The sequence below is a fragment of the Streptomyces sp. ASQP_92 genome, from assembly GCF_025399895.1.
In the GTDB taxonomy this organism is placed as follows: Bacteria; Actinomycetota; Actinomycetes; order Streptomycetales; family Streptomycetaceae; genus Streptomyces.
The window spans coordinates 87955-110024 of record NZ_JAODUA010000003.1 but is presented as its reverse complement, the minus strand read 5'-3'; the positions used below and the strand labels follow the sequence as shown (position 1 = coordinate 110024).

The following is a 22070-nucleotide window of genomic DNA, read 5'->3' as shown; positions in this document are numbered from 1 at the left end:
GTTTACACCGCCCTCATCAGCAGAGTCGCGGCGATGATCACCACAGCACCTCCGAACATCGAGACCGCGTAACTGCGGGCGAAGCCGTTCTGCAGCTTGCGCAGCCGGCCGGAGAGCCCGCCGACCGAGGCGGCGGTTCCATTGACGACTCCATCGACCAGGCTGTGGTCGAGGTAGACGAGCGAGCGGGTGAGGTGTTCGCCGCCGCGGACCAGGACCACATGGTTGAAGTCGTCCTGGAGCAGGTCGCGGCGGGCCGCCCGGGTGAGCAGCGAGCCGCGCGGGGCGACGACCGGGACGGGCTTTCGCCCGTACTGCGCGATCGCGAGGCCCACACCGATCAGCAGGCAGACGACGGTGGCGCCGGTGACGGTCCACTCCCCGATCGGCGCGTCGCCGTGGTCGAAGGAGGTGACCGGCTCCAGCCACTTCACGAACCGGTCGCCGATGCCGAAGACGCCACCCGCGAAGACCGAGCCGAAGGCGAGGACGATCATGGGGATCGTCATGGACTTCGGGGACTCGTGCGGGTGCGGCTCGTCGTGGGCGCCGCGCGTCTCGGCGGCGGGCTCCACGCTCGGCTCGGCCGGCGAGGGGGTCTTCGCGTTCCGCCAGCGCTCCTCGCCGAAGAAGGTCAGGACCATCACGCGTGTCATGTAGTACGCGGTGATCGCGGCGCCGAGCAGGGTGACCGCGCCGAGGATCCAGCCCTCGGTGCCGCCCTTGGCGAACGCCGCCTCGATGATCTTGTCCTTGGAGAAGAACCCGGACAGGCCCGGGAAGCCGATGATCGCGAGGTAGCCGAGGCCGAAGGTGACGAAGGTGACCGGCATGTACTTGCGCAGGCCACCGTACTTGCGCATGTCGACCTCGTCGTTCATGCCGTGCATGACCGAACCGGCGCCGAGGAAGAGCCCGGCCTTGAAGAAGCCGTGCGTCACCAGGTGCATGATCGCGAAGGCGTAGCCGATCGGGCCGAGGCCGGTGGCCAGGATCATGTAGCCGATCTGCGACATCGTGGAGCCGGCCAGGGCCTTCTTGATGTCGTCCTTGGCGCAACCGACGATCGCACCGAACAGGAGCGTGACCGCGCCGACGACCACGACGGCCGTCTGGACGTCGGGCACCACGTTGAAGATCGCGCCGGAGCGGGTGATCAGGTAGACGCCCGCGGTGACCATGGTCGCCGCGTGGATCAGGGCCGAGACGGGCGTCGGGCCCTCCATCGCGTCGCCGAGCCAGGACTGGAGCGGCACCTGGGCCGACTTGCCGCAGGCGGCGAGCAGCAGCATCAGGCCGATGGCGGTGTCACGCCCCGAGCTCGCCCCGCCGGCCTCACCGAGGACCGTGGTGAAGGCGAAGGAGCCGAAGGTCGTGAACATCACCATGATGGCGATGGACAGGCCCATGTCGCCGACCCGGTTGACCAGGAAGGCCTTCTTGGCGGCGGTCGCCGCGCTGGGCTTGTGCTGCCAGAAGCCGATGAGCAGGTAGGAGGCGAGGCCCACGCCCTCCCAACCGACGTACAGGAGCAGGTAGTTGTCGGCGAGGACCAGGAGCAGCATCGCCGCGAGGAACAGGTTGAGGTAGCCGAAGAAGCGCCGGCGGTTCTCGTCGTGCTCCATGTAGCCGATCGAGTAGATGTGGATCAGCGTGCCCACACCGGTGATCAGCAGGACGAAGGTCATCGACAGCTGGTCGAGGTGGAAGCCGACGTTCGCCTGGAAGCCCTCGACCGGGACCCAGGTGAACAGGTGCTTGGCCACGGTCCGGCTGTCGGCCGAGCGGCCCAGCATGTCGACGAAGAGCACCGCGCCGAGGACGAAGGACGCGCCCGCGAGCAGCGTCCCCAGCCAGTGGCCGATCCCGTCCAGTCTCCGTCCGCCGCACAGCAGGACGGCCGCTCCGAGCAGAGGCGCCGCGACGAGCAGCGCGATGAGGTTGTCTGTGTTTCCCACGATGCAGCGACCCCTTACAGCTTCATCAGGCTGGCGTCGTCGACCGAGGCCGAGTGGCGGGAACGGAAGAGCGACACGATGATCGCGAGCCCGACGACGACCTCCGCGGCGGCGACGACCATCGTGAAGAACGCGATGACCTGGCCGTCGAGGTTGCCGTGCAGCCGGGAGAAGCACACGAAGGCGAGGTTGCAGGCGTTGAGCATCAGCTCGACGCACATGAAGACCACGATCGCGTTCCGCCTGATGAGCACCCCGGCGGCGCCGATGGTGAACAACAGGGCTGCCAGATAGAGGTAGTTGACCGGATTCACTTGACCGCCTCCTCGTCCCGGCCGAGCCGTTCCTCGGAGCGCTGCTCCAGGGCCTTGAGGTCGTCGAGCGCTTCCTGGGACACGTCGCGGATCTGGCCGCGGCCGCGGAGCGTCTGGTTGACGGTGAGCTCCGAGGGGGTGCCGTCGGGGAGCAGGCCCGCGATGTCCACCGCGTTGTGCCGGGCGTAGACGCCGGGGGCGGGCAGCGGGGGCAGGTGCTTGCCGCGTACGCGCTCCTCGGACATCTCGCGCTGGGTCTTGGCGCGTTCGGTGCGCTCCCGGTGGGTGAGCACCATCGCGCCGACCGCCGAGGTGATCAGCAGCGCGCCGGTGATCTCGAAGGCGAAGACGTACTTGGTGAAGATGAGGGCGGCGAGCCCTTCCACATTGCCGTTGGCGTTGGCCTGGCCGAGCCCGTTGAAGTTCTTCAGGGAGGCGTTGGCGATGCCCGCGATCAGGAGCACCCCGAAGCCGAGCCCGCAGGCCGCGGCCCACCAGCGCTGCCCCTTGATGGTCTCCTTCAGCGAGTCCGCCGCCGTGACGCCGACCAGCATGACGACGAAGAGGAACAGCATCATGATCGCGCCGGTGTAGACGACGATCTGGACGACGCCCAGGAAGTACGCCCCGTTGGCGAGGTAGAAGACCGCCAGAATGATCATGGTGGCGGCCAGGCAGAGCGCGCTGTGCACGGCCTTCTTCATGAGGATGGTGCACAGGGCGCCGATCACGGCGACCGTGCCGAGCACCCAGAACTGGAAGGCCTCCCCGGTGGAGGTGTGCGAGGCCGCGACGGCCAGCGCGACGGTGGACGCGCTCATGCCCCCACCACCTTGCCGGACGCGGGCTCCTCCGGACCGAAGGTGGAGGCGGCCTCCTGGGGCTGCTCCCCCTTGCTGAGCGCCACCTGGCGCACGGTGCCGGGCGCGGCCTCGGTGACCAGGCCGCGGTAGTAGTCCTGCTCGTTCATGCCCGGGTAGATCGCGTGCGGGCTGTCGACCATGGTGTCGTCGAGCCCGGCGAGCAGCTGCTCCTTGGTGTAGATCAGGTTCTCGCGCGAGGAGTCGGCCAGTTCGAACTCGTTGGTCATCGTCAGCGCCCGGGTGGGGCAGGCCTCGATGCACAGGCCGCACAGGATGCAGCGGGCGTAGTTGATCTGGTAGACGCGGCCGTAGCGCTCGCCCGGCGAGTAACGCTCCTCGTCCGTGTTGTCGGCGCCCTCCACATAGATGGCGTCGGCGGGGCAGGCCCAGGCGCACAGCTCGCAGCCGACGCACTTCTCCAGGCCGTCCGGGTGCCGGTTGAGCTGGTGGCGGCCGTGGAAGCGCGGCGCGGTGACCTTCGGCTGTTCCGGGTACTGCTCGGTCAGCCGCTTCTTGAACATGGCCTTGAAGGTCACGCCGAAGCCGGCGACGGGGTTGAGGAACTTGTCCTCCGACTCCCCCGGCTCACCCGGCTTGCCCGGCTTCCCCGATGTCCCGGCCGATGACTTGTCAGACACCGTCGTCCTCCCTTCCTTCTCGGTCACTCTGAGTATCCGCCCCACCACTGACAATCAACTCGCGCTGCTGGCGCGGCCGTCGGCGGGGTACGGGCGGGAGGGTCTGTCCGGGCAGCGGCGGCACCGGGAAGCCACCGGCCATCGGGTCGAAGGCCGCGGGCGGCGTCTTCGCGTCCGCCTCCTGCTTCCTGCCGCGGAACATGTCCGCGACGAAGGAGAGCAGCAGCAGGGCGACGACCGCGCCGCCGACGTAGAGCACGATCCTGGAGAAGTCGTAGCCCTCGTTGCGCAGCGTCCGTACGGTCGCGACCAGCATCAGCCAGACCACGGAGACCGGGATGAGGACCTTCCACCCCAGCTTCATCAGCTGGTCGTAGCGGACCCGGGGCAGCGTGCCGCGCAGCCAGATGAAGAAGAAGAGCAGCAGCTGGACCTTGATGACGAACCAGAGCATCGGCCACCAGCCGTGGTTCGCGCCCGCCCAGAAGCCGCTGATGGGCCAGGGGGCGCGCCAGCCGCCGAGGAAGAGGGTGGTCGCGACGGCCGAGACGGTGACCATGTTGACGTACTCGGCGAGCATGAACATCGCGAACTTGATGGACGAGTACTCGGTGTTGAAGCCGCCCACCAGGTCGCCCTCGGACTCCGGCATGTCGAACGGGGCCCGGTTGGTCTCGCCGACCATCGTGACGACGTAGATGATGAACGAGACCGGCAGCAGCACGATGTACCAGCGGTCGCCCTGCGCCTCGACGATCTTCGAGGTCGACATCGACCCCGAGTAGAGGAAGACCGAGGCGAACGCCGCGCCCATCGCGATCTCGTACGAGATCATCTGGGCGCACGAGCGCAGGCCGCCGAGCAGCGGGTACGTCGAGCCGGAGGACCAGCCCGCGAGCACGATGCCGTAGATGCCGACCGAGGCGACGGCCAGGACGTACAGCATGGCGATCGGCAGGTCGGTGAGCTGCATCGTGGTGCGGTGGCCGAAGATCGACACCTCGTTGCCGGACGGTCCGAAGGGGATCACGGCGATCGCCATGAACGCCGGGATCGCGGCGATGATCGGGGCCAGGACGTAGACGACCTTGTCGGCCCGCTTGACGATGACGTCTTCCTTCAGCATCAGCTTGATGCCGTCGGCGAGCGACTGGAGCATCCCCCAGGGGCCGTGCCGGTTGGGGCCGATGCGCAACTGCATCCAGGCGACGACCTTGCGCTCCCACACGATGGAGAACAGCACGGTCACCATCAGGAACGCGAAGCAGAAGACGGCCTTGACGACGACGAGCCACCAGGGGTCGCGGCCGAACAGGGAGAGGTCCTCCGCAGCGAGCGTGATCACGCCTCCACCACCTCCGTGGGAGCTTCCGTAACGGCCGGGCCGATGCGGACGACCGCGCCGGGCACCGCGCCGGTGTCCGATGCGACGCCACCGCCGACGGAATTCAGCGGCAGCCACACCACCCGGTCGGGCATCTCGCTCACCAGGAGCGGGAGTTGGACGGCGCCGGCCGGCCCGGTGACCTGGAGGAGGTCGCCGTCCTTGACCCCGGACTCGGCCGCGGTGGCCGCGGAGAGCCGGGCCACGGCCGCGTGCCGGGTGCCCGCGAGAGCTTCGTCGCCGTCCTGGAGGCTGCCGTGGTCGAGCAGCATCCGGTGACCGGCGAGCACCGCCTCGCCCACGGCGGGCCGGGGCAGCGGCTGCGCCGACTCCAGGGGCTGGCTCGCGCGCGGCCCGTCCCAGGTGCCAAGGCGCGTCATCTCGGTGCGTACGGCGCGCACATCGGGCAGCGCGAGCGGCACGTCGAGGGCGTCGGCCAGCATGTGCAGCACCCGCGCGTCGGTCGGCGCCAGGCTGCGGGTCATCTGCTCCGGCTTGAGCGCGGCCTCGAACAGGCGCGCCCTGCCTTCCCAGTTGAGGAAGGTGCCGGGCTTCTCCGCGACGGCGGCGACCGGCAGGACCACGTCCGCGTGGGCGGTGACCTCGGTGGGCCGCAGCTCCAGGCTGACCACGAAGGATCCCGCGAGGGCCTGGCGGGCGCGCGCCGGGTCCGGCAGGTCCGCCGGGTCGACGCTCGCGACGAGCAGCGCGCCCAGTTCGCCGGTGACCGCGGCCTCGACGATCTGGCCGGTGTCGCGCCCGTAGCGGTGCGGCAGTTCGCGTACGCCCCAGGCCGAGGCGACCTCGTCGCGGGCCCGCGGGTCGGTGGCCGGGCGGCCGCCGGGCAGCAGCGACGGGAGCGCGCCCGCCTCGACCGCGCCGCGCTCGCCGGCCCGGCGCGGGATCCACACCAGTTCGGCGCCGGTCGCCGCGGCCGCGCGCACCGCGGCGGTCAGCGCGCCGGGCACGCCCGCGAGCCGCTCGCCGACGATGAGGACGGCGCCCGGGGAGCGCAGCGCCTCGGCCGCCTTCGCGCCGTCCGCGTCCAGGCCGACGCCGCCCGCGAGCGCGTCCAGCCACTCGGTCTCGGTGCCGGGCGCGGCCGGCAGCAGCGTGCCGCCCGCCTTCGCGAGGCCCCGGGTCATGTGGGTGGCGAGCGAGAAGGTGCGCTGGCCGTGCTTGCGCCAGGCCTTGCGCAGCCGCAGGAAGACGCCCGGGGCCTCCTCCTCGGACTCGAACCCGACGAGCAGGACGGCGGGCGCCTGCTCCAGGGAGGTGTAGGTGGCGCCCTGCCCGTCGAGGTCCCGGCCGTGGCCCGCGACGCGGGCGGCCAGGAAGTCGGCCTCCTCGGCGGAGTGCACCCGGGCCCGGAAGTCGATGTCGTTGGTGTCCAGGGCGATCCGGGCGAACTTGGCGTAGGCGTACGCGTCCTCGACGGTGAGCCGGCCGCCGGCGAGCACCCCGGCCCGGCCGCGCGCGGCGGCGAGTCCGGCGGCGGCCGCCTCCAGCGCCTCGGGCCAGCTCGCCGGTTCCAGGACGCCGTCGGCGTTGCGTACCAGCGGCGTGGTCAGGCGGTCCCGCTGCTGGGCGTAGCGGAAGGCGAACCTGCCCTTGTCGCAGACCCACTCCTCGTTGACCTCGGGGTCCTCGGCCGCCAGGCGCCGCATGACCTTGCCGCGCCGGTGGTCGGTGCGGGTCGCGCAGCCGCCCGCGCAGTGCTCGCACACCGACGGCGACGACACGAGGTCGAAGGGCCGGGAGCGGAAGCGGTAGGCCGCCGAGGTGAGCGCGCCGACCGGGCAGATCTGGATGGTGTTGCCGGAGAAGTACGACTCGAACGGGTCGCCCTGACCGGTGCCGACCTGCTGGAGCGCGCCCCGCTCGATCAGCTCGATCATGGGGTCGCCGGCGATCTGGTTGGAGAAGCGGGTGCAGCGCGCGCACAGCACACAGCGCTCGCGGTCCAGGAGCACCTGGGTGGAGATGGGGACCGGCTTCTCATAGGTGCGCTTCTTGCCTTCGAAACGCGAATCGGTCTCGCCGACCTGCATCGCCTGGTTCTGGAGCGGGCACTCGCCGCCCTTGTCGCAGACCGGGCAGTCCAGCGGGTGGTTGATCAGCAGGAGTTCCATGACCCCGCGCTGGGCCTTCTCGGCGACCGGCGAGGAGAGCTGGGACTTGACCACCATGCCGTCGGTGCAGGTGATGGTGCAGGACGCCATCGGCTTGCGCTGGCCCTCGACCTCGACGATGCACTGGCGGCAGGCGCCGGCCGGGTCGAGCAGGGGGTGGTCGCAGAAGCGGGGGATCTCGATGCCGAGCTGTTCGGCGGCGCGGATCACCAGGGTGCCCTTGGGGACGCTGATGTCGATGCCGTCGATGGTCAGCGACACTGTTTCTTCGGCGGCCTTCGACGGCCCGGCCGCCTCGCCGCCCCCGGAGGAAGCGCTACTCGTCGTCACAGTCATGCGTTCACCTCCGTGTTGTCGTCCGCCCAGGCGGTGGACCTGGCGGGGTCGAAGGGGCAGCCCTTGCCCGTGATGTGCTGCTCGTACTCGTCGCGGAAGTACTTGAGCGAGGAGAAGATCGGCGAGGCGGCGCCGTCGCCGAGCGCGCAGAACGACTTGCCGTTGATGTTGTCGGCGATGTCGTTCAGCTTGTCGAGGTCGCCCATCGAGCCCTTGCCGGCCTCGATGTCGCGGAGCAACTGGACCAGCCAGTACGTCCCTTCGCGGCACGGGGTGCACTTGCCACAGGACTCATGGGCGTAGAACTCGGTCCAGCGGGTGACCGCCCGCACCACGCAGGTGGTCTCGTCGAAGCACTGGAGCGCCTTGGTGCCGAGCATGGACCCGGCCGCGCCGACGCCCTCGTAGTCCAGCGGGACGTCGAGGTGCTCGTCGGTGAACATCGGGGTCGAGGAGCCGCCCGGCGTCCAGAACTTGAGCCGGTGGCCCTTGCGCATCCCGCCGCTCATGTCGAGGAGCTGGCGCAGGGTGATGCCCAGCGGCGCCTCGTACTGGCCGGGCCCCGTGACGTGCCCGCTGAGCGAATACAGCGTGAAGCCGGGGGACTTCTCGCTTCCCATCGACTTGAACCAGTCCTTGCCCCGGTTCAGGATCGCGGGAACCGAGGCGATGGACTCGACGTTGTTCACCACAGTGGGGCACGCGTACAGACCGGCGACCGCGGGGAAGGGCGGTCGCAGCCGGGGCTGGCCACGGCGGCCTTCGAGGGAGTCCAGGAGCGCGGTCTCCTCGCCGCAGATGTACGCGCCCGCGCCCGCGTGCACGGTGAGTTCGAGGTTCAGGCCGCTGCCGAGGATGTCCTCGCCCAGGAAGCCCGCCTCGTACGCCTCGCGCACCGCCTCGTGCAGCCGCCGCAGAACGGGGACGACCTCGCCGCGCAGATAGATGAAGGCGTGCGAGGAGCGGATCGCGTAGCAGGCGATCACGATGCCCTCGATGAGGGAGTGCGGGTTGGCGAACAGGAGCGGGATGTCCTTGCAGGTCCCGGGCTCCGACTCGTCGGCGTTGACGACGAGGTAGTGCGGCTTGCCGTCGCCCTGCGGGATGAACTGCCACTTCATCCCGGTGGGGAAGCCGGCGCCGCCGCGGCCGCGCAGACCGGAGTCCTTGACGTACGCGATGAGGTCGTCCGGCGTCATGGCGAGCGCCTTGCGCAGGCCCTCGTAGCCGTCGTGGCGCCGGTAGGTCTCCAGGGTCCAGGACTCGGGCTGGTCCCAGAAGGCGGAGAGCACCGGCGCGAGCAGCTTCTCCGGGCTGCTTCCGTTGCCGTTTCCTGCGATCTCGGTGGCCAACGTCATCACTCCCCCTCCTCGGCGGCGGGACCGGCGGGGTGGGCCGGGTCGGACGCTGAGGTCTGCTGTGGTGCGTCGTGCGAGCTCAAGTGCTCGGAACCGGGCTGGGGTTGGTCCTTGGGGCCCTCGCCTCGGGGGTGCACCACGCGCGCGCCCGGGGTCTCGCCCTTGGCCAGGCGCAGCCCGGCGAGCGAGGCGGGTCCGGCGCCGCCGGTCGCGGCGACCGCGCCGGGGCGCTGGTCGGGGAAGCCGGCCAGGATGCGCGCGGTCTCCTGGTAGGTGCACAGCGGGGCGCCCCGGGTGGGCGCCACCTCGCGCCCGGCCCGCAGGTCGTCGACGAGGCGCTTGGCGCTCTCGGGCGTCTGGTTGTCGAAGAACTCCCAGTTGACCATCACGACGGGCGCGAAGTCGCAGGCGGCGTTGCACTCGATGTGTTCGAGCGTGACCTTGCCGTCGTCGGTGGTCTCGTTGTTGCCGACGCCCAGGTGCCGCTTCAGCTCGTCGAAGATGGCGTCGCCGCCCATCACCGCGCACAGCGTGTTGGTGCAGACGCCGACCTGGTAGTCGCCGGACGGCTTGCGCCGGTACATGGAGTAGAAGGTGGCGACGGCGGTGACCTCGGCCGTCGTCAGCTCCAGGAGGTCCGCGCAGAACGCCATGCCGGTGCGCGAGACGTATCCCTCCTCCGCCTGGACGAGGTGGAGCAGCGGCAGCAGCGCGGAGCGGCTGTCGGGGTAGCGGGCGACGATCTCCTTGCCGTCCGCTTCGAGGCGGGCGCGGACATCGGCCGGGTAGCCGGGCGCGGGCAGTTGCGGCATGCCCAATTGGATGTCTGTCACCGGTCGACGCCTCCCATCACGGGGTCGATGGACGCGACGGCGACGATGACGTCGGCGACCTGGCCGCCCTCGCACATGGCCGCCATGGCCTGAAGGTTGGTGAAGGACGGGTCGCGGAAGTGGACCCGGTAGGGGCGGGTTCCGCCGTCGGAGACGACGTGCACGCCGAGTTCGCCCTTGGGTGACTCGACGGCCACGTAGGCCTGTCCGGCGGGGACCCGGAAGCCCTCGGTCACCAGCTTGAAGTGGTGGATGAGGGACTCCATGGAGGTGCCCATGATCTTCTTGATGTGGTCGAGGGAGTTGCCGAGCCCGTCCGGGCCGAGCGCGAGCTGCGCGGGCCAGGCGATCTTCTTGTCCTGGACCATGACCGGGCCCGGCGCCAGCCGGTCCAGGCACTGCTCGACGATCCTGAGCGACTGGCGCATCTCCTCCAGGCGGACCAGGAAGCGGCCGTAGGAGTCGCAGCTGTCGGCGGTGGGGATGTCGAAGTCGTAGGTCTCGTAGCCGCAGTACGGGTCGGTCTTGCGCAGGTCGTGCGGGAGGCCGGCCGAGCGCAGGACGGGCCCGGTGGCGCCGAGCGCCATGCAGCCGGTCAGGTCGAGGTAGCCGACGTCCTGCATACGGGCCTTGAAGATGGGGTTGCCGGTGGCGAGCTTGTCGTACTCCGGCAGGTTCTTCTTCATGGTCTTCACGAACTCGCGGAGCTGGTCCATCGCGCCCGGGGGCAGGTCCTGGGCGAGTCCGCCGGGGCGGATGAACGCGTGGTTCATGCGCAGGCCGGTGATCAACTCGTAGATGTCGAGAATGAGTTCACGATCCCGGAAGCCGTAGATCATGATCGTGGTCGCACCCAGCTCCATGCCGCCGGTGGCGATGCACACCAGGTGCGAGGAGAGCCGGTTGAGCTCCATGAGCAGCACGCGGATGACCGACGCCCGGTCGGGGATCTCGTCGGTGATGCCGAGCAGCTTCTCGACGCCGAGGCAGTACGCCGTCTCGTTGAAGAACGGCGTCAGGTAGTCCATGCGCGTGACGAAGGTGGTGCCCTGGGTCCAGGTGCGGAACTCGAGGTTCTTCTCGATGCCGGTGTGCAGATAACCGATTCCGCAGCGGGCCTCGGTGACGGTCTCGCCCTCGATCTCCAGGATCAGCCGGAGCACGCCGTGGGTGGAGGGGTGCTGGGGGCCCATGTTGACGACGATGCGCTCGTCGTCGGCCCTGGCCGCGGACTGGACGACCTCGTCCCAGTCGCCGCCGGTGACCGTATATACAGTCCCCTCGGTGGTTTCCCGAGCGGACGCGTGAGAAGTGCTCATCAGCTGTACGACCTCCGCTGGTCCGGAGCCGGGATCTGGGCGCCCTTGTACTCGACCGCGATGCCGCCGAGGGGGTAGTCCTTGCGCTGGGGGAAGCCCTGCCAGTCGTCCGGCATCATGATCCGGGTGAGGGCGGGGTGGCCGTCGAAGACGATGCCGAAGAAGTCGTACGCCTCGCGCTCGTGCCAGTCGTTGGTCGGATAGACCTCGACCAGCGAGGGGATGTGCGGGTCGGCGTCGGGGGCGCTCACTTCGAGCCGGATGAGCCGGCCGTGGGTGAGGGAGCGCAGGTGGTAGACGGCGTGCAGCTCGCGGCCCTTGTCACCCAGGAAGTGGACGCCGCTCACGCCCGTACAGAGCTCGAAGCGCAGGGCGGGGTCGTCGCGCAGGGTGCGGGCGACGCGCGGGAGGTGCTCGCGCGCGATGTGGAAGGTGAGTTCGCCGCGGTCGACGACCGTCTTCTCGATGGCGTTCTCGGGGAGCAGGTCCTGCTCCTCCAGGGCGCCTTCGAGTTCGTCGGCCACCTCGTCGAACCAGCCGCCGTACGGCCGCGAGGTCGCGCCGGGCAGCGTGATGGTCCGCACCAGGCCGCCGTAGCCGGTGGTGTCACCGCCGTCGTTGACGCCGAACATGCCCTTGCGGACGCCGATGACCTCGCCGGCGTCCTGGCGCGGGGCGGGTACGCCGCTCTGTTCGGGGGTGTCGGGGGTATCGGGAGAGCTCACCGCAGCAGCCCCTTCATCTCAATGGTGGGGAGCGCCTTGAGGGCCGCCTCCTCCGCCTCGCGGGCCGCCTCCTCCTGATTGACCCCGAGCTTGGTGCCCTGGATCTTCTGGTGGAGCTTGAGAATCGCGTCGATCAGCATCTCGGGGCGGGGTGGGCAACCGGGCAGGTAGATATCAACCGGGACAATGTGGTCAACACCCTGAACAATCGCGTAATTGTTGAACATTCCGCCCGATGAGGCGCAAACGCCCATGGAAATAACCCACTTGGGGTTGGGCATCTGGTCATAGACCTGCCGCAGGACCGGCGCCATCTTCTGGCTGACCCGGCCGGCCACGATCATCAGGTCGGCCTGGCGCGGGGAGCCGCGGAAGACCTCCATGCCGAACCGGGCCAGGTCGTAGCGGCCCGCACCGGTCGTCATCATCTCGATGGCGCAGCAGGCGAGGCCGAAGGTGGCGGGGAAGACGGACGCCTTGCGCACCCAGCCCGCGGCCTGCTCAACAGTGGTCAGTACGAAGCCGCTAGGCAGTTTCTCTTCGAGTCCCATAGGTGCCCCTCAGCCCCTCAGTCCCATTCCAGGCCGCCGCGCCGCCACACATACGCGTAGGCGACGAAGACGGTGAGCACGAAGAGCAGCATCTCCACGAGCCCGAAAAGCCCCAGGGCGTCGAAGGTGACCGCCCAGGGGTAGAGGAAGACGATCTCGATGTCGAAGACGATGAAGAGCATCGCCGTCAGGTAGTACTTGATGGGGAAGCGGCCGCCGCCGGCCGGCGTGGGAGTGGGTTCGATACCGCACTCGTACGCCTCAAGTTTCGCCCGGTTGTACCTTTTTGGACCGATTAGCGTGGCCATGACCACGGAAAAGATCGCAAACCCTGCCCCGAGGGCGCCGAGCACGAGGATGGGCGCGTAGGCATTCACGCTCCTCGCTCCTTCCAGTCGTCCTTGACCGTTGGACCGCACACGGGTCTCGCGAACACCTCGCCACCTCGCCATTCCGCATGAAGATCGCGTACATGTGAGGCAGTTCACAAGCCCGACTGCCCCGCATCCTATGCCCGCCGGTCTGTGATCTGCGACACGGGGTACGACAACGCCTTTGTGATCTCCACCACCTGACGAAGGATCATGAAGTCGGATGAGCGGTGATCTTCATACGTGAAGCGCCCGAGCGATCACGAGACGTGACATCTGGAGGTGTTACCGCTGGTCGGCGGCGGTCTGGCTTTATCAAGAGTTGTGCGCTACAGGCAAATTGGCGGCAAAGGCACATCCGGTGATAAGCGGCCACTCCTCACTCGCGGGAGGGACTTCTCGGCGCGGGAGTGGACGCGTGCGCCCGTTCACGAGAGCCGCCGCGGCTCCACGACCGACTCGATCTCTCCACACTGTGACCTGCGTCACGTGGCAACGGTCGGGAAATCAACGGGGCTTGGCCATCGACGTGAGGGGATGGTAAGCGCCGGGCAATTCGGGCGTTTCATGGAAAACACATGATCACAGCCCTGATAAGGGCTGCCAGTTTTGTCCGTTACGGCGTCAATAAGTGTCGGCAAGAAGCGGATTCGGCTCTTCCGTCATCAACTGTGGCGCAGCACACGTTTCTTGAAGGGAACCCCGTACCCCTGATAGCGGTTGTCCCATGTCCCACACCGCTCACATACCCAGCCACCGGAAGCCCCGCCGCAGCGCCTCGAAGGTCTCGCTCCGGGCCGGAGTTGCCGGTGGCGTACTCAGCACCATCGCGCTGGCAGGTGCGGCCGCCCCGGCCATCGCCGCTCAGCCGGTCAACGAGACCATCGAGATGCCCACGCTGACGGGCGACCTCGCGACCACCGCGGCCGCCACCGTGCAGGCCACCAAGGCGGTTGCCGCCGACCTCCAGCTCCAGGCCGCACAGGACGCCGCCGCGTCCACCGCCGCCAAGGACGCCAAGAAGGCCAAGGACGACGCCGAGAAGAAGGCCGCGGAGGCCAAGGCGAAGGCCGAGGCCGAGGCCGCTCAGGCGAAGGAGAAGGCCGCCGCCACCGAGCGCGCCTCCCGCTCCGCCGAGCGCACCACGCTCAAGGCCGCCTCCGCGAGCACCGGTGCCACCTCCTTCAAGGCGTCCAACGCCACCGGTTCCGCCGCCACCATCGTGAACTTCGCCCTGGCCCAGGTCGGCAAGGCGTACGTCTCGGGCGCCACCGGCTCCAGCGCGTACGACTGCTCCGGTCTCGTGCAGGCCGCCTACCGCCAGATCGGTGTGGACCTGCCGCGCGTCTCGCAGGACCAGTCGGCCACCGGCACCGAGGTGTCGCTGTCCAACCTCCAGCCGGGCGACGTCCTTTACTGGGGCGGCAAGGGCTCCGCGTACCACGTGGCGATCTACGTGGGCGGCGGCAAGTTCGTCGGCGCGCAGAACCCCTCCAGCGGTGTTGTCGAGCGCAGCCTGGACTACGACGCCCCCTCGGGCGCCGTCCGCATTCTCTGAGGCATCCAGCGGCCTTCTGAGCCGCACCCGCACCGCCTGTGAGGGCCGTTGCTCCCCCGCTCGGGAGCAGCGGCCCTTCGGCATGCCCGGAATGTGTTGAACTCTGCCTGTTTCCGGGCAGAGTTCACCTATCAGGGGGTGGGCGCATGGACGAGCAGGCGCGTGACGCGCAACCGCAGCCGTACGAGGTCTACGCCGACGGGCTCGGCATGTTCGCCGCCATCGGCATCGTGTTCATGGTGCTCGGCCTGTGGATGCTCACCGGCATCCGCCCCTGGCACGGCCCCGTCGACTGGGCCAAGCTCGCCTTCGGCTGGGGCTTCGCGCTCTTCGTCATCGCCGCCGGCGCGTTCCTCGTCCTGGCGTGCGTGTACGGGGCGCTGCGCCCGGTGATCCGCGCGGACGCGGCCGGGATACATCTCGCGACGCGCTTCAACGCGCCCTGGACGCAGGTGCGCGAGATCGAGGTCGGCACGGTGGCGATCTGGGAGCTCGGCGACCGGAGCGCCGAGGGCGGCTACGAGCACCACCGCGCGGTGTGGGTGACGCTGCACGACGGCAGGCGCCACGAGTACATATCCCGCCGCCAGGGCGGGGACCTGTCCGCCGAAGAACTGCGCACCGGTCTGTCCCGGTTCGCCGGAGAGGTCCCCGTCCGGTGGACGGACGAGGTGGAGCGCCGCTGCTGACGACGCCCCCGGGTCAGGCCCTTCGGACCAGGCCTTCGGACCAGGCCATCGGACCAGGCCATCAGGTCAGGCCATCGGATCAGGCCTTCGGGGCCACCTTGGAAAGGCTGTTGATGATGCGGTCCATCGCGTCGCCGCCCGTCGGGTCGGTCAGGTTGGCCAGCATCTTCAGCGTGAACTTCATCAGCATCGGGTGGGTCAGGCCGCGCTGGGTGGCGATCTTCATGACCTTCGGGTTGCCGATCAGCTTCACGAAGGCGCGGCCCAGCGTGTAGTAGCCGCCGTAGGTGTCCTTGAGGATCTTCGGGTAGGCGTGCAGGGCGAGTTCGCGCTGCGAGGGAGTGGCGCGGGCGTGCGCCTGGACGATGACGTCCGCGGCGATCTGCCCCGACTCCATCGCGTACGCGATGCCCTCGCCGTTGAACGGGTTGACCAGACCGCCCGCGTCACCGACGAGCAGTAGGCCCTTGGTGTAGTGCGGCTGGCGGTTGAAGGCCATGGGCAGGGCGGCGCCGCGGATCGGGCCCGTCATGTTCTCGGGGGTGTAGCCCCAGTCCTCGGGCATGGACGCGCACCACGCCTTGAGGATCTCGCGCCAGTCCAGCTCCCGGAAGGCGGACGACGAGTTGAGGATGCCGAGGCCGACGTTGGACGTGCCGTCGCCCATGCCGAAGATCCAGCCGTAGCCGGGGAGCAGCCGCTCCTGCGGGCCGCGCCGGTCCCACAACTCCAGCCAGGACTCCAGGTAGTCGTCGTCGTGCCGGGGCGAGGTGAAGTACGTGCGGACGGCGACGCCCATCGGGCGGTCCTCGCGCCGGTGCAGGCCCATGGCGAGCGAGAGGCGCGTGGAGTTGCCGTCGGCCGCCACCACGAGCGGGGCGTGGAAGGTGACCGGGGTCTTCTCCTCGCCGAGCTTGGCGTTGACGCCGGTGATGCGCCCGGTGCGCTCGTCCACGATCGGGGCGCCGACGTTGCAGCGCTCGTACAGCCGCGCCCCGGCCTTCTGCGCCTGACGGGCGAGCTGTTCGTCGAAGTCGTCGCGCTTGCGCACGAGACCGTAGTCCGGGTACGAGGCGAGGTCCGGCCAGTCGAGCTGGAGGCGGACGCCGCCGCCGATGATCCGCAGGCCCTTGTTCCGCAGCCAGCCGGCCTCTTCGGAGATGTCGATCCCCATCGAGACGAGCTGCTTGGTGGCGCGCGGGGTCAGGCCGTCGCCGCACACCTTCTCGCGCGGGAAGGCGGTCTTCTCCAGGAGCAGCACGTCGAGTCCGGCCTTGGCCAGGTAGTACGCGGTCGTCGAACCGGCCGGACCGGCCCCGACGACGATCACGTCCGCGGTGTGTTCGGAGAGCGGCTCGGTCACAGCGGGATCTCCCGAAGACTCGAATTTGCGTGCCGAGAAGCACAGGACATGTGCAGTCTATGGGTGGCTGTTGATCGACATCGCGAAGGGTTGCCCACGCCATGAGCTCTGTGTCCCCCGAGTCCCCCGTACCGCGGAAGTCCCCGCCGGCCGTCCGGCTGCGCGTGCCCACCGAGGAGGACGCCTACGCCTGGCACCGGGCGTTCGACGACCCGGAGGTGATGGAGTTCCTCGGGGGGCGCTCGGCCGAGGTCTCGGTGTACGAGGAGCTGACCGCCCGCCAGCGCAAGCACGACGCCGAACACGGCTTCTGCCTCTGGACGATGCTGGACGAGGACGACGAGGTCGTCGGCTTCACCGGCGCCCAGCCCTGGCCCCGGGACTGGGGCCCCACGGGCGAGATCGAGATCGGCTGGCGCCTGGCCCGCACGCACTGGGGGCGCGGCTACGCGTCGGCCGCGGCGCGGGCGGCCGTGGCCCGCGTACGCGCCGCGGGCCTCGGCCATGTGGTGGCGATGGTGCACCCCCACAACACCCGTTCGGTGGCGGTGGCGGAGCGCCTCGGGATGACGCTGGCCAGAACGTATCCGAACCCGGTGTCGGGGGTGGAGGCCCTGTGTTTCCGTCTGGAGCTGGGGAGTTGAGGCGCGGGGGCTGAGGCCCGGGGGCGAGGCGCGCGGTCCTCAGGCCTTGAAGCCGCGGTGCAGCGCGACGACTCCGCCGGTCAGGTTGCGCCAGGCCACCTTGGACCAGCCCGCCTTCTGGAGCTTCTCGGCGAGCTCCGGCTGGGCGGGCCAGGCGCGGATGGACTCGGCGAGGTAGACGTACGCCTCCGGGTTGGAGGACACGGCCGTCGCGACGGGCGGCAGCGCCCGCATCAGGTATTCCGTGTACACCGTCCGGAACGGCTTCCACGTGGGCTGCGAGAACTCGCAGATCACGACCCGGCCACCGGGCTTGGTGACCCGGTACATCTCGCGCAGCGCGGCGTCCGTGTCCTGGACGTTGCGCAGCCCGAAGGAGATGGTCACCGCGTCGAAGGTGTCGTCGCGGAAGGGCAGCTTCGTCGCGTCGCCCGCCGTGAACGGCATGTGGGGCCGGCGCTCCTTGCCGACCCTGAGCATCCCGAGCGAGAAGTCGCAGGGCACGGTGTACGCGCCGGCCGCGGCGAAGGGGTGCGAGGAGGTGGCCGTGCCGGCCGCGAGGTCGAGGACCTTCTGCGCGGGACGCGCGTCGACCGCTTTCGCGACCTCCTTGCGCCACAGCCGGGCCTGGCCGAGGGAGAGCACGTCGTTGGTGAGGTCGTAGTGTGCCGCGACGTCGTCGAACATCGAGGCGACTTCGTGCGGCTGCTTGTCCAGGGATGCGCGGGTCACGCCTCCCATTCAAGCAGGAGCCGCGCCGCGGCCCGGTGCCCGGCCCTCGCCGGTCCGGCCGGGCCGCGTACATTCTCCCTTCGGTGCCACGGGGGCGCGACCACGAGAGCGGGTGCACAGGACATGCGGAGTCTTCTGAGGGTGCCGGTGGCCGGGGCCGGTGTGCTGGCCGCGCTGCTGTGCGCCGGGTGCTCCTCGGCCCCGGCCGCTCCCGCCGCCCCCGCCGGGGCCGCCGGGGAGCCCGCGCCCGCCGCCCTGACGGCCTCGTACTCCCCCTATGTCAGCGCCACCACGGCCGCACCGACCGATGCCGTCGGCTCCCCCGCCGTCTACAACCTGGCGTTCGCCGTCGCCCACGGCTCCACGTGCCGGGCGGTGTGGGACGACGACACGGCCATCGTGGACCAGGACGTCAAGGACCGGGCCGCCGGTCTGAAGAAGTCGGGCGCGGCGGTGCGGGTGTCCTTCGGCGGGCAGGCCGGAAAGGAACTCGCGCTGACCTGCCGCACCCCGACCCAACTGGCCGCCGCCTACCGCTCGGCGCTCGACGCGGTGGGCTCCACCGAGGCGGACTTCGACATCGAGGGCACGGCACTGACCGACCCGGCCGCGCTCACCCGGCGCGCCGAGGCGATCGCCCTGCTCCAAAAGGAGCGCGCCCTGAAGGTGACGTTCACGCTCGCGGTGATGCCGACGGGACTGCCGTCCGAGGCCCTGGCGCTGCTCAAGTCCGCCAAGGAGCGCGGAGTCGAGATCTCCACCGTCAACATCATGACGATGAACTACGGCACGTCCTTCGGCGGGAACATGGGCGACTACGCGGTGCGGGCGGCCACCGCCGCGCACGCCCAGCTCCAGCGGGTGCTCGGCCTCTCCGACCGGGCGGCGTGGCGGACGCTCGGGGTCACCTCGATGCTCGGCGTCAACGACGTGAAGGGTGAGACGTTCACGCTGGACGATGCGGCGGCGGTGCGGGCGTTCGCCCGGGACAAGGGGGTTGGGCGGGTGTCGATGTGGGTCACCTACCGTGACCGGAAGTGTGACGCTGGGGTCGACTCGGGGGTGGCGCGGCCCAGTTGCAGCGGGGTGGACCAGGCGCCGGGCGCCTACGCGAAGGCCCTGTCGCAGGACTGACCCTTGGGGCTCCGCCCCAAACCCCGGGGTGTTCTCCCACCCACCCGCCCGTGCAGCGGGGCTGGTTGGTTCCGGCCCCTCCTGGGGCTCCGTCCCAGACCCCGAGGCGCCTTTGCCCACCCACCCGCCCGTGCAGCAGGGTTGGATGGCCCGGGCCTTCCTGGGGCTCCGCCCCAGACCCCGTTCGCGCCTGAACGGCGCTCGTCCTCAAACGCCGGACGGGCTGAGGTGCCCTGTGCGGGCCCGCACCGGTCCTGCCAGGGGCGCGGGGAACTGCGCGAGAAGCGGCCACGGTCTTCGGATGAAGGCGGGTTTTCCTGGGGGCGCGAGGAACTGCGCGACCAGCCACGCACGACCCGAGGCCTAAACGGGGTTAGGGGCGCGGGGAACTGCGCAAGCACCCACGCACGACCCGACGCCGAAACGGGGCCGGGGGCGCGAGGAACCGCGCAAGAAGCCCCGCCCGCAGGCAGAGCCCGGCCTCGCAGAGCTAAGCCCGGCGGTGCAGCAACCGCCCGCCGATGACGGTCGCGACACACGTGCCCGCCCCCCGCGCGAGCAGCCCCGCCTCGTCCGGCACCGCGAAGACCGCGAACCGCGCGGGCCCGCCCACCGCGAGCGGCGCACGGAAGGCGTCAGCGGGGCGCCGAGCCCCGGCCAGCGGGTCGAGGCTCGCAAACCCCCCCGCCTCCCCACCCGGCACCACCTCAAGCCCCGCCCGCCGCACGGCGGTTCGTACGGACGGCGTGGTGAGTGGCCCCGCCACCGCCACCACCCCACACGCGAGCAGCTTCTGTGTGCAGCGGCGCGCGCTGTTGCCTCGGCGGGGCTCGCTCGGGGCGAGGGTGGCGAGCGCGGCGCCGGTGAGGGGGTCGGTGCCGAGTTCGTCGGCCTCGAAGGTGTCGTCCGGGAAGTAGGTGTGCTCCAGCAGGGCCGTGCCGTGCCGGTTGACCAGGCCGGGGGTCAGCACGCCGGGCCAGCGGCGGACGCGGGCGGCGGGGTGGGCCGCCGCGACGTCCTCGTACGGCCCGATCATGGCGATCCGGCCGGCCTCGACCAGGACCGCGCCGCCGGGGACGGGCGAGCGGTCCCCGGGCAGCACCAGGTCGGCGGCGTGGAGCGTCAACACCTCAGGAAACCAGCCTCAGTTGGAGGCGAGGAGCTTGAGCTCCGGGTGGGCGGTGCCGCCCGCGATCGCCGTCGAGGAGATGTGCGACTGGACACGGACGTCGACCGGGTCGTTCGCCGGGTCGTCGTGCACCACGAGGTGCTCGTAGGTGGTGGATCGCTGGGCCGGCACGCGGTCGGCCGTGCGGATCATGTCGATCATCTCGCGCAGGTTCGAGCGGTGCTTGGCGCCGGCGGAGGAGACGACGTTCTCCTCCAGCATGATCGAGCCGAGGTCGTCCGCGCCGTAGTGCAGGGTGAGCTGCCCGGCCTCCTTGCCCGTGGTCAGCCACGAGCCCTGGATGTGGGCGACGTTGTCGAGGAAGATCCGGGCGATCGCGATCATGCGGATGTACTCGAAGATCGTCGCCTGGGTGCGGCCCTTGAGGTGGTTGTTCTCGGGCTGGTAGGTGTACGGGATGAAGGCGCGGAAGCCGCCCGTACGGTCCTGCACGTCGCGGATCATGCGCAGGTGCTCGATGCGCTCGGCGTTGGTCTCGCCGGTGCCCATCAGCATGGTGGACGTCGACTCGACGCCGAGCCCGTGCGCGGTCTCCATGATCTCCAGCCAGCGCTCGCCGGACTCCTTGAGCGGGGCGATCGCCTTGCGCGGGCGCTCCGGCAGGATCTCGGCGCCGGCCCCCGCGAACGAGTCGAGTCCGGCGGCGTGGATGCGCGAGATGGCCTCTTCCACCGACACCTTGGAGATGCGGGCCATGTGCTCGACCTCGGAGGCGCCGAGGGAGTGGATGACCAGCTGGGGGTAGGCCTTCTTGATCGCCGAGAAGTGCTCTTCGTAGTACTCGACGCCGTAGTCCGGGTGGTGGCCGCCCTGGAACATGATCTGGGTGCCGCCGAGCTCGACGGTCTCCGCGCAGCGGCGCAGGATGTCGTCGAGGTCGCGCGTCCAGCCCTTGGCGGTGTCCTTGGGGGCGGCGTAGAACGCGCAGAACTTGCACGCCGTCACGCAGACGTTGGTGTAGTTGATGTTCCGCTCGATGATGTACGTCGCGATGTGCTCGGTACCGGCGTAGCGGCGGCGGCGCACCGCGTCGGCGGCGGCACCGAGCGCGTGCAGCGGCGCCGAGCGGTACAGGTCGAGCGCCTCCTCCGGGGTGATCCGCCCACCCTCGGCGGCACGGTCGAGAACGGACTGAAGATCGGCCTTCTCAGTCACCGGAGGTGTCCCTTTCTCAGGGGTTACGGACGGACTGATCCAGCGTACGCCAGGGGTGGTGGCCCGTTCAGCGGGGCCCGGGGGCCGGCCCGGGTCAGCCGGTGAGGCCGCCGAGCAGCAGGCCGCCGAAGGCGCCGGCGACGAGGAACGGGCCGAGCGGGAACGCCGTCTTGCGGCCCGCCCCGCGGAATACGACGAGCCCCATGCCGTACAGCGCGCCCAGGACGAGGCCGAGGAGGGCGCCCGCCATCAGGTACGGCCAGCCGTACCAGCCGAGCATCACCCCGAGCCCCAGCGCGAGCTTCACATCGCCGAAGCCCATGCCCGCCGGGTTGATGAGGAACAGCACGAAGTACCCGGCGCCGAGCGCGATCCCGCCGAGCAGCGCGGTCGTCCAGGATCCGGCGTGCCCGGGCAGCAGGGCCGCGAGCCCGAGCAGCAGGGCGGCGGCTCCGGCCAGCGGCAGGGTGAGCGGGTCGGGCAGCCGCCGGACGGCCAGGTCGACCAGGCACAGGAGCACCGCGAACGGGGCGAGCAGCAGCCACACCCCGAGTTCGGGCCGGAACCCGGTGGTGGCGGCGAGGGCGGCGCACACCAGCGCGGTCGCCAGAACGGCGGGCAGTGCCCGGCCGTAGCGCGATCCCGGCCCGCACGCCGGGCACCGGGCTGGGCCGGGCCGGCGCGTCAGCTCGTGCCCGGCCGGGCAGGCCGTGCGCCACGGCTCGCCGGGTTCGACGGAGAGCCGGTACCGGGGGCGCGGCAGCAGGTATCCCGCGCCCGCGCCCCAGGCGGCCGCCGCGAGGGTCAGCGTTGCGTTCACCGGA

General features: G+C 70.2%; 21 protein-coding genes. 4 read left to right on the top strand and 17 right to left on the bottom strand.

Annotation, left to right across the window (positions count from 1 at the left end; translation table 11 throughout):
* Positions 1-2 precede the first annotated feature (2 nt).
* The 12 genes from nuoL to N4G70_RS09910 form a co-directional block, all read right to left on the bottom strand.
* Positions 3-1958: an NADH-quinone oxidoreductase subunit L gene (gene nuoL / locus N4G70_RS09965; RefSeq protein WP_261712190.1), complete on the bottom strand. Its 1956-nt coding sequence runs from the start codon at positions 1956-1958 to the stop codon at positions 3-5.
* A gap of 14 nt (positions 1959-1972) precedes the next feature.
* The gene (gene nuoK, locus N4G70_RS09960) at positions 1973-2272 is read right to left on the bottom strand and encodes an NADH-quinone oxidoreductase subunit NuoK (RefSeq protein ID WP_053728780.1); all 300 of its coding nucleotides are present in this window, start codon (positions 2270-2272) and stop codon (positions 1973-1975) included.
* A complete protein-coding gene (locus N4G70_RS09955) occupies positions 2269-3093 on the bottom strand; it encodes an NADH-quinone oxidoreductase subunit J (RefSeq protein ID WP_261712189.1) in 825 nt (274 codons plus the stop codon). Before N4G70_RS09955 ends, nuoK begins: the two co-directional genes overlap by 4 nt.
* Complete coding sequence (gene nuoI, locus N4G70_RS09950) at positions 3090-3671, bottom strand: NADH-quinone oxidoreductase subunit NuoI (protein ID WP_399035119.1); 582 nt, start codon at positions 3669-3671, stop codon at positions 3090-3092. Before nuoI ends, N4G70_RS09955 begins: the two co-directional genes overlap by 4 nt.
* A gap of 94 nt (positions 3672-3765) precedes the next feature.
* Positions 3766-5118, bottom strand: coding sequence for an NADH-quinone oxidoreductase subunit NuoH (gene nuoH, locus N4G70_RS09945; protein ID WP_399034834.1), 1353 nt, complete (start codon positions 5116-5118; stop codon positions 3766-3768).
* Complete coding sequence (locus tag N4G70_RS09940; protein WP_261712187.1) at positions 5115-7625, bottom strand: NADH-quinone oxidoreductase subunit G; 2511 nt, start codon at positions 7623-7625, stop codon at positions 5115-5117. The genes nuoH and N4G70_RS09940 overlap by 4 nt, the downstream gene beginning before the upstream one ends.
* A complete protein-coding gene (nuoF, locus tag N4G70_RS09935; RefSeq protein ID WP_120721967.1) occupies positions 7622-8983 on the bottom strand; it encodes an NADH-quinone oxidoreductase subunit NuoF in 1362 nt (453 codons plus the stop codon). The genes N4G70_RS09940 and nuoF overlap by 4 nt, the downstream gene beginning before the upstream one ends.
* The gene (gene nuoE, locus N4G70_RS09930) at positions 8983-9795 is read right to left on the bottom strand and encodes an NADH-quinone oxidoreductase subunit NuoE (protein ID WP_261712574.1); all 813 of its coding nucleotides are present in this window, start codon (positions 9793-9795) and stop codon (positions 8983-8985) included. Before nuoE ends, nuoF begins: the two co-directional genes overlap by 1 nt.
* A gap of 17 nt (positions 9796-9812) precedes the next feature.
* On the bottom strand, positions 9813-11135 hold the full coding sequence (locus tag N4G70_RS09925) for an NADH-quinone oxidoreductase subunit D (RefSeq protein WP_261712186.1): 1323 nt from the start codon (positions 11133-11135) through the stop codon (positions 9813-9815).
* The gene (locus N4G70_RS09920) at positions 11135-11860 is read right to left on the bottom strand and encodes an NADH-quinone oxidoreductase subunit C (protein ID WP_261712185.1); all 726 of its coding nucleotides are present in this window, start codon (positions 11858-11860) and stop codon (positions 11135-11137) included. The genes N4G70_RS09925 and N4G70_RS09920 overlap by 1 nt, the downstream gene beginning before the upstream one ends.
* Positions 11857-12411 carry an NADH-quinone oxidoreductase subunit B family protein gene (locus N4G70_RS09915; RefSeq protein WP_120721971.1) on the bottom strand — a complete coding sequence of 185 codons (555 nt, stop codon included), beginning with the start codon at positions 12409-12411 and terminating at the stop codon, positions 11857-11859. Before N4G70_RS09915 ends, N4G70_RS09920 begins: the two co-directional genes overlap by 4 nt.
* Before the next feature lie 17 nt (positions 12412-12428).
* On the bottom strand, positions 12429-12788 hold the full coding sequence (locus tag N4G70_RS09910; protein ID WP_030494815.1) for an NADH-quinone oxidoreductase subunit A: 360 nt from the start codon (positions 12786-12788) through the stop codon (positions 12429-12431).
* 721 nt (positions 12789-13509) lie between these two features.
* Here N4G70_RS09910 and N4G70_RS09905 point away from each other — a divergent pair.
* Together N4G70_RS09905 and N4G70_RS09900 are read left to right on the top strand one after the other, a co-directional pair.
* Positions 13510-14340, top strand: a complete 831-nt coding sequence (locus tag N4G70_RS09905) for a C40 family peptidase (RefSeq protein ID WP_261712184.1) — start codon at positions 13510-13512, stop codon at positions 14338-14340.
* 146 nt (positions 14341-14486) lie between these two features.
* Positions 14487-15029 (top strand): hypothetical protein, encoded by a 543-nt coding sequence (locus N4G70_RS09900; protein WP_261712183.1) that lies wholly within the window; start codon positions 14487-14489, stop codon positions 15027-15029.
* 79 nt (positions 15030-15108) lie between these two features.
* Here the strand turns inward: N4G70_RS09900 and N4G70_RS09895 are convergent, their stop codons facing one another.
* Positions 15109-16392: a geranylgeranyl reductase family protein gene (locus tag N4G70_RS09895; protein ID WP_261712182.1), complete on the bottom strand. Its 1284-nt coding sequence runs from the start codon at positions 16390-16392 to the stop codon at positions 15109-15111.
* 101 nt (positions 16393-16493) lie between these two features.
* On the opposite strand from N4G70_RS09895, the gene N4G70_RS09890 reads away from it, so the two are divergent.
* Positions 16494-17036, top strand: coding sequence for a GNAT family N-acetyltransferase (locus tag N4G70_RS09890; RefSeq protein ID WP_261712181.1), 543 nt, complete (start codon positions 16494-16496; stop codon positions 17034-17036).
* Positions 17037-17075: 39 nt separating this feature from the next.
* Here the strand turns inward: N4G70_RS09890 and N4G70_RS09885 are convergent, their stop codons facing one another.
* The gene (locus tag N4G70_RS09885) at positions 17076-17768 is read right to left on the bottom strand and encodes a demethylmenaquinone methyltransferase (RefSeq protein ID WP_261712180.1); all 693 of its coding nucleotides are present in this window, start codon (positions 17766-17768) and stop codon (positions 17076-17078) included.
* Between the two features lie 123 nt (positions 17769-17891).
* Between N4G70_RS09885 and N4G70_RS09880 the strand changes: the two genes are divergently transcribed.
* Positions 17892-18902 (top strand): chitinase, encoded by a 1011-nt coding sequence (locus N4G70_RS09880; protein WP_261712178.1) that lies wholly within the window; start codon positions 17892-17894, stop codon positions 18900-18902.
* Between the two features lie 490 nt (positions 18903-19392).
* Here the strand turns inward: N4G70_RS09880 and N4G70_RS09875 are convergent, their stop codons facing one another.
* The 3 genes from N4G70_RS09875 to N4G70_RS09865 all read right to left on the bottom strand — a co-directional run bounded on the left by N4G70_RS09875 (position 19393) and on the right by N4G70_RS09865 (position 22066).
* Positions 19393-20031, bottom strand: a complete 639-nt coding sequence (locus N4G70_RS09875) for an imidazolonepropionase-like domain-containing protein (protein WP_261712176.1) — start codon at positions 20029-20031, stop codon at positions 19393-19395.
* A 15-nt stretch (positions 20032-20046) separates the two neighbouring features.
* The gene (mqnC, locus tag N4G70_RS09870; RefSeq protein ID WP_120721979.1) at positions 20047-21246 is read right to left on the bottom strand and encodes a cyclic dehypoxanthinyl futalosine synthase; all 1200 of its coding nucleotides are present in this window, start codon (positions 21244-21246) and stop codon (positions 20047-20049) included.
* A 94-nt stretch (positions 21247-21340) separates the two neighbouring features.
* The gene (locus N4G70_RS09865) at positions 21341-22066 is read right to left on the bottom strand and encodes an A24 family peptidase (protein ID WP_261712175.1); all 726 of its coding nucleotides are present in this window, start codon (positions 22064-22066) and stop codon (positions 21341-21343) included.
* Positions 22067-22070 lie beyond the last annotated feature (4 nt).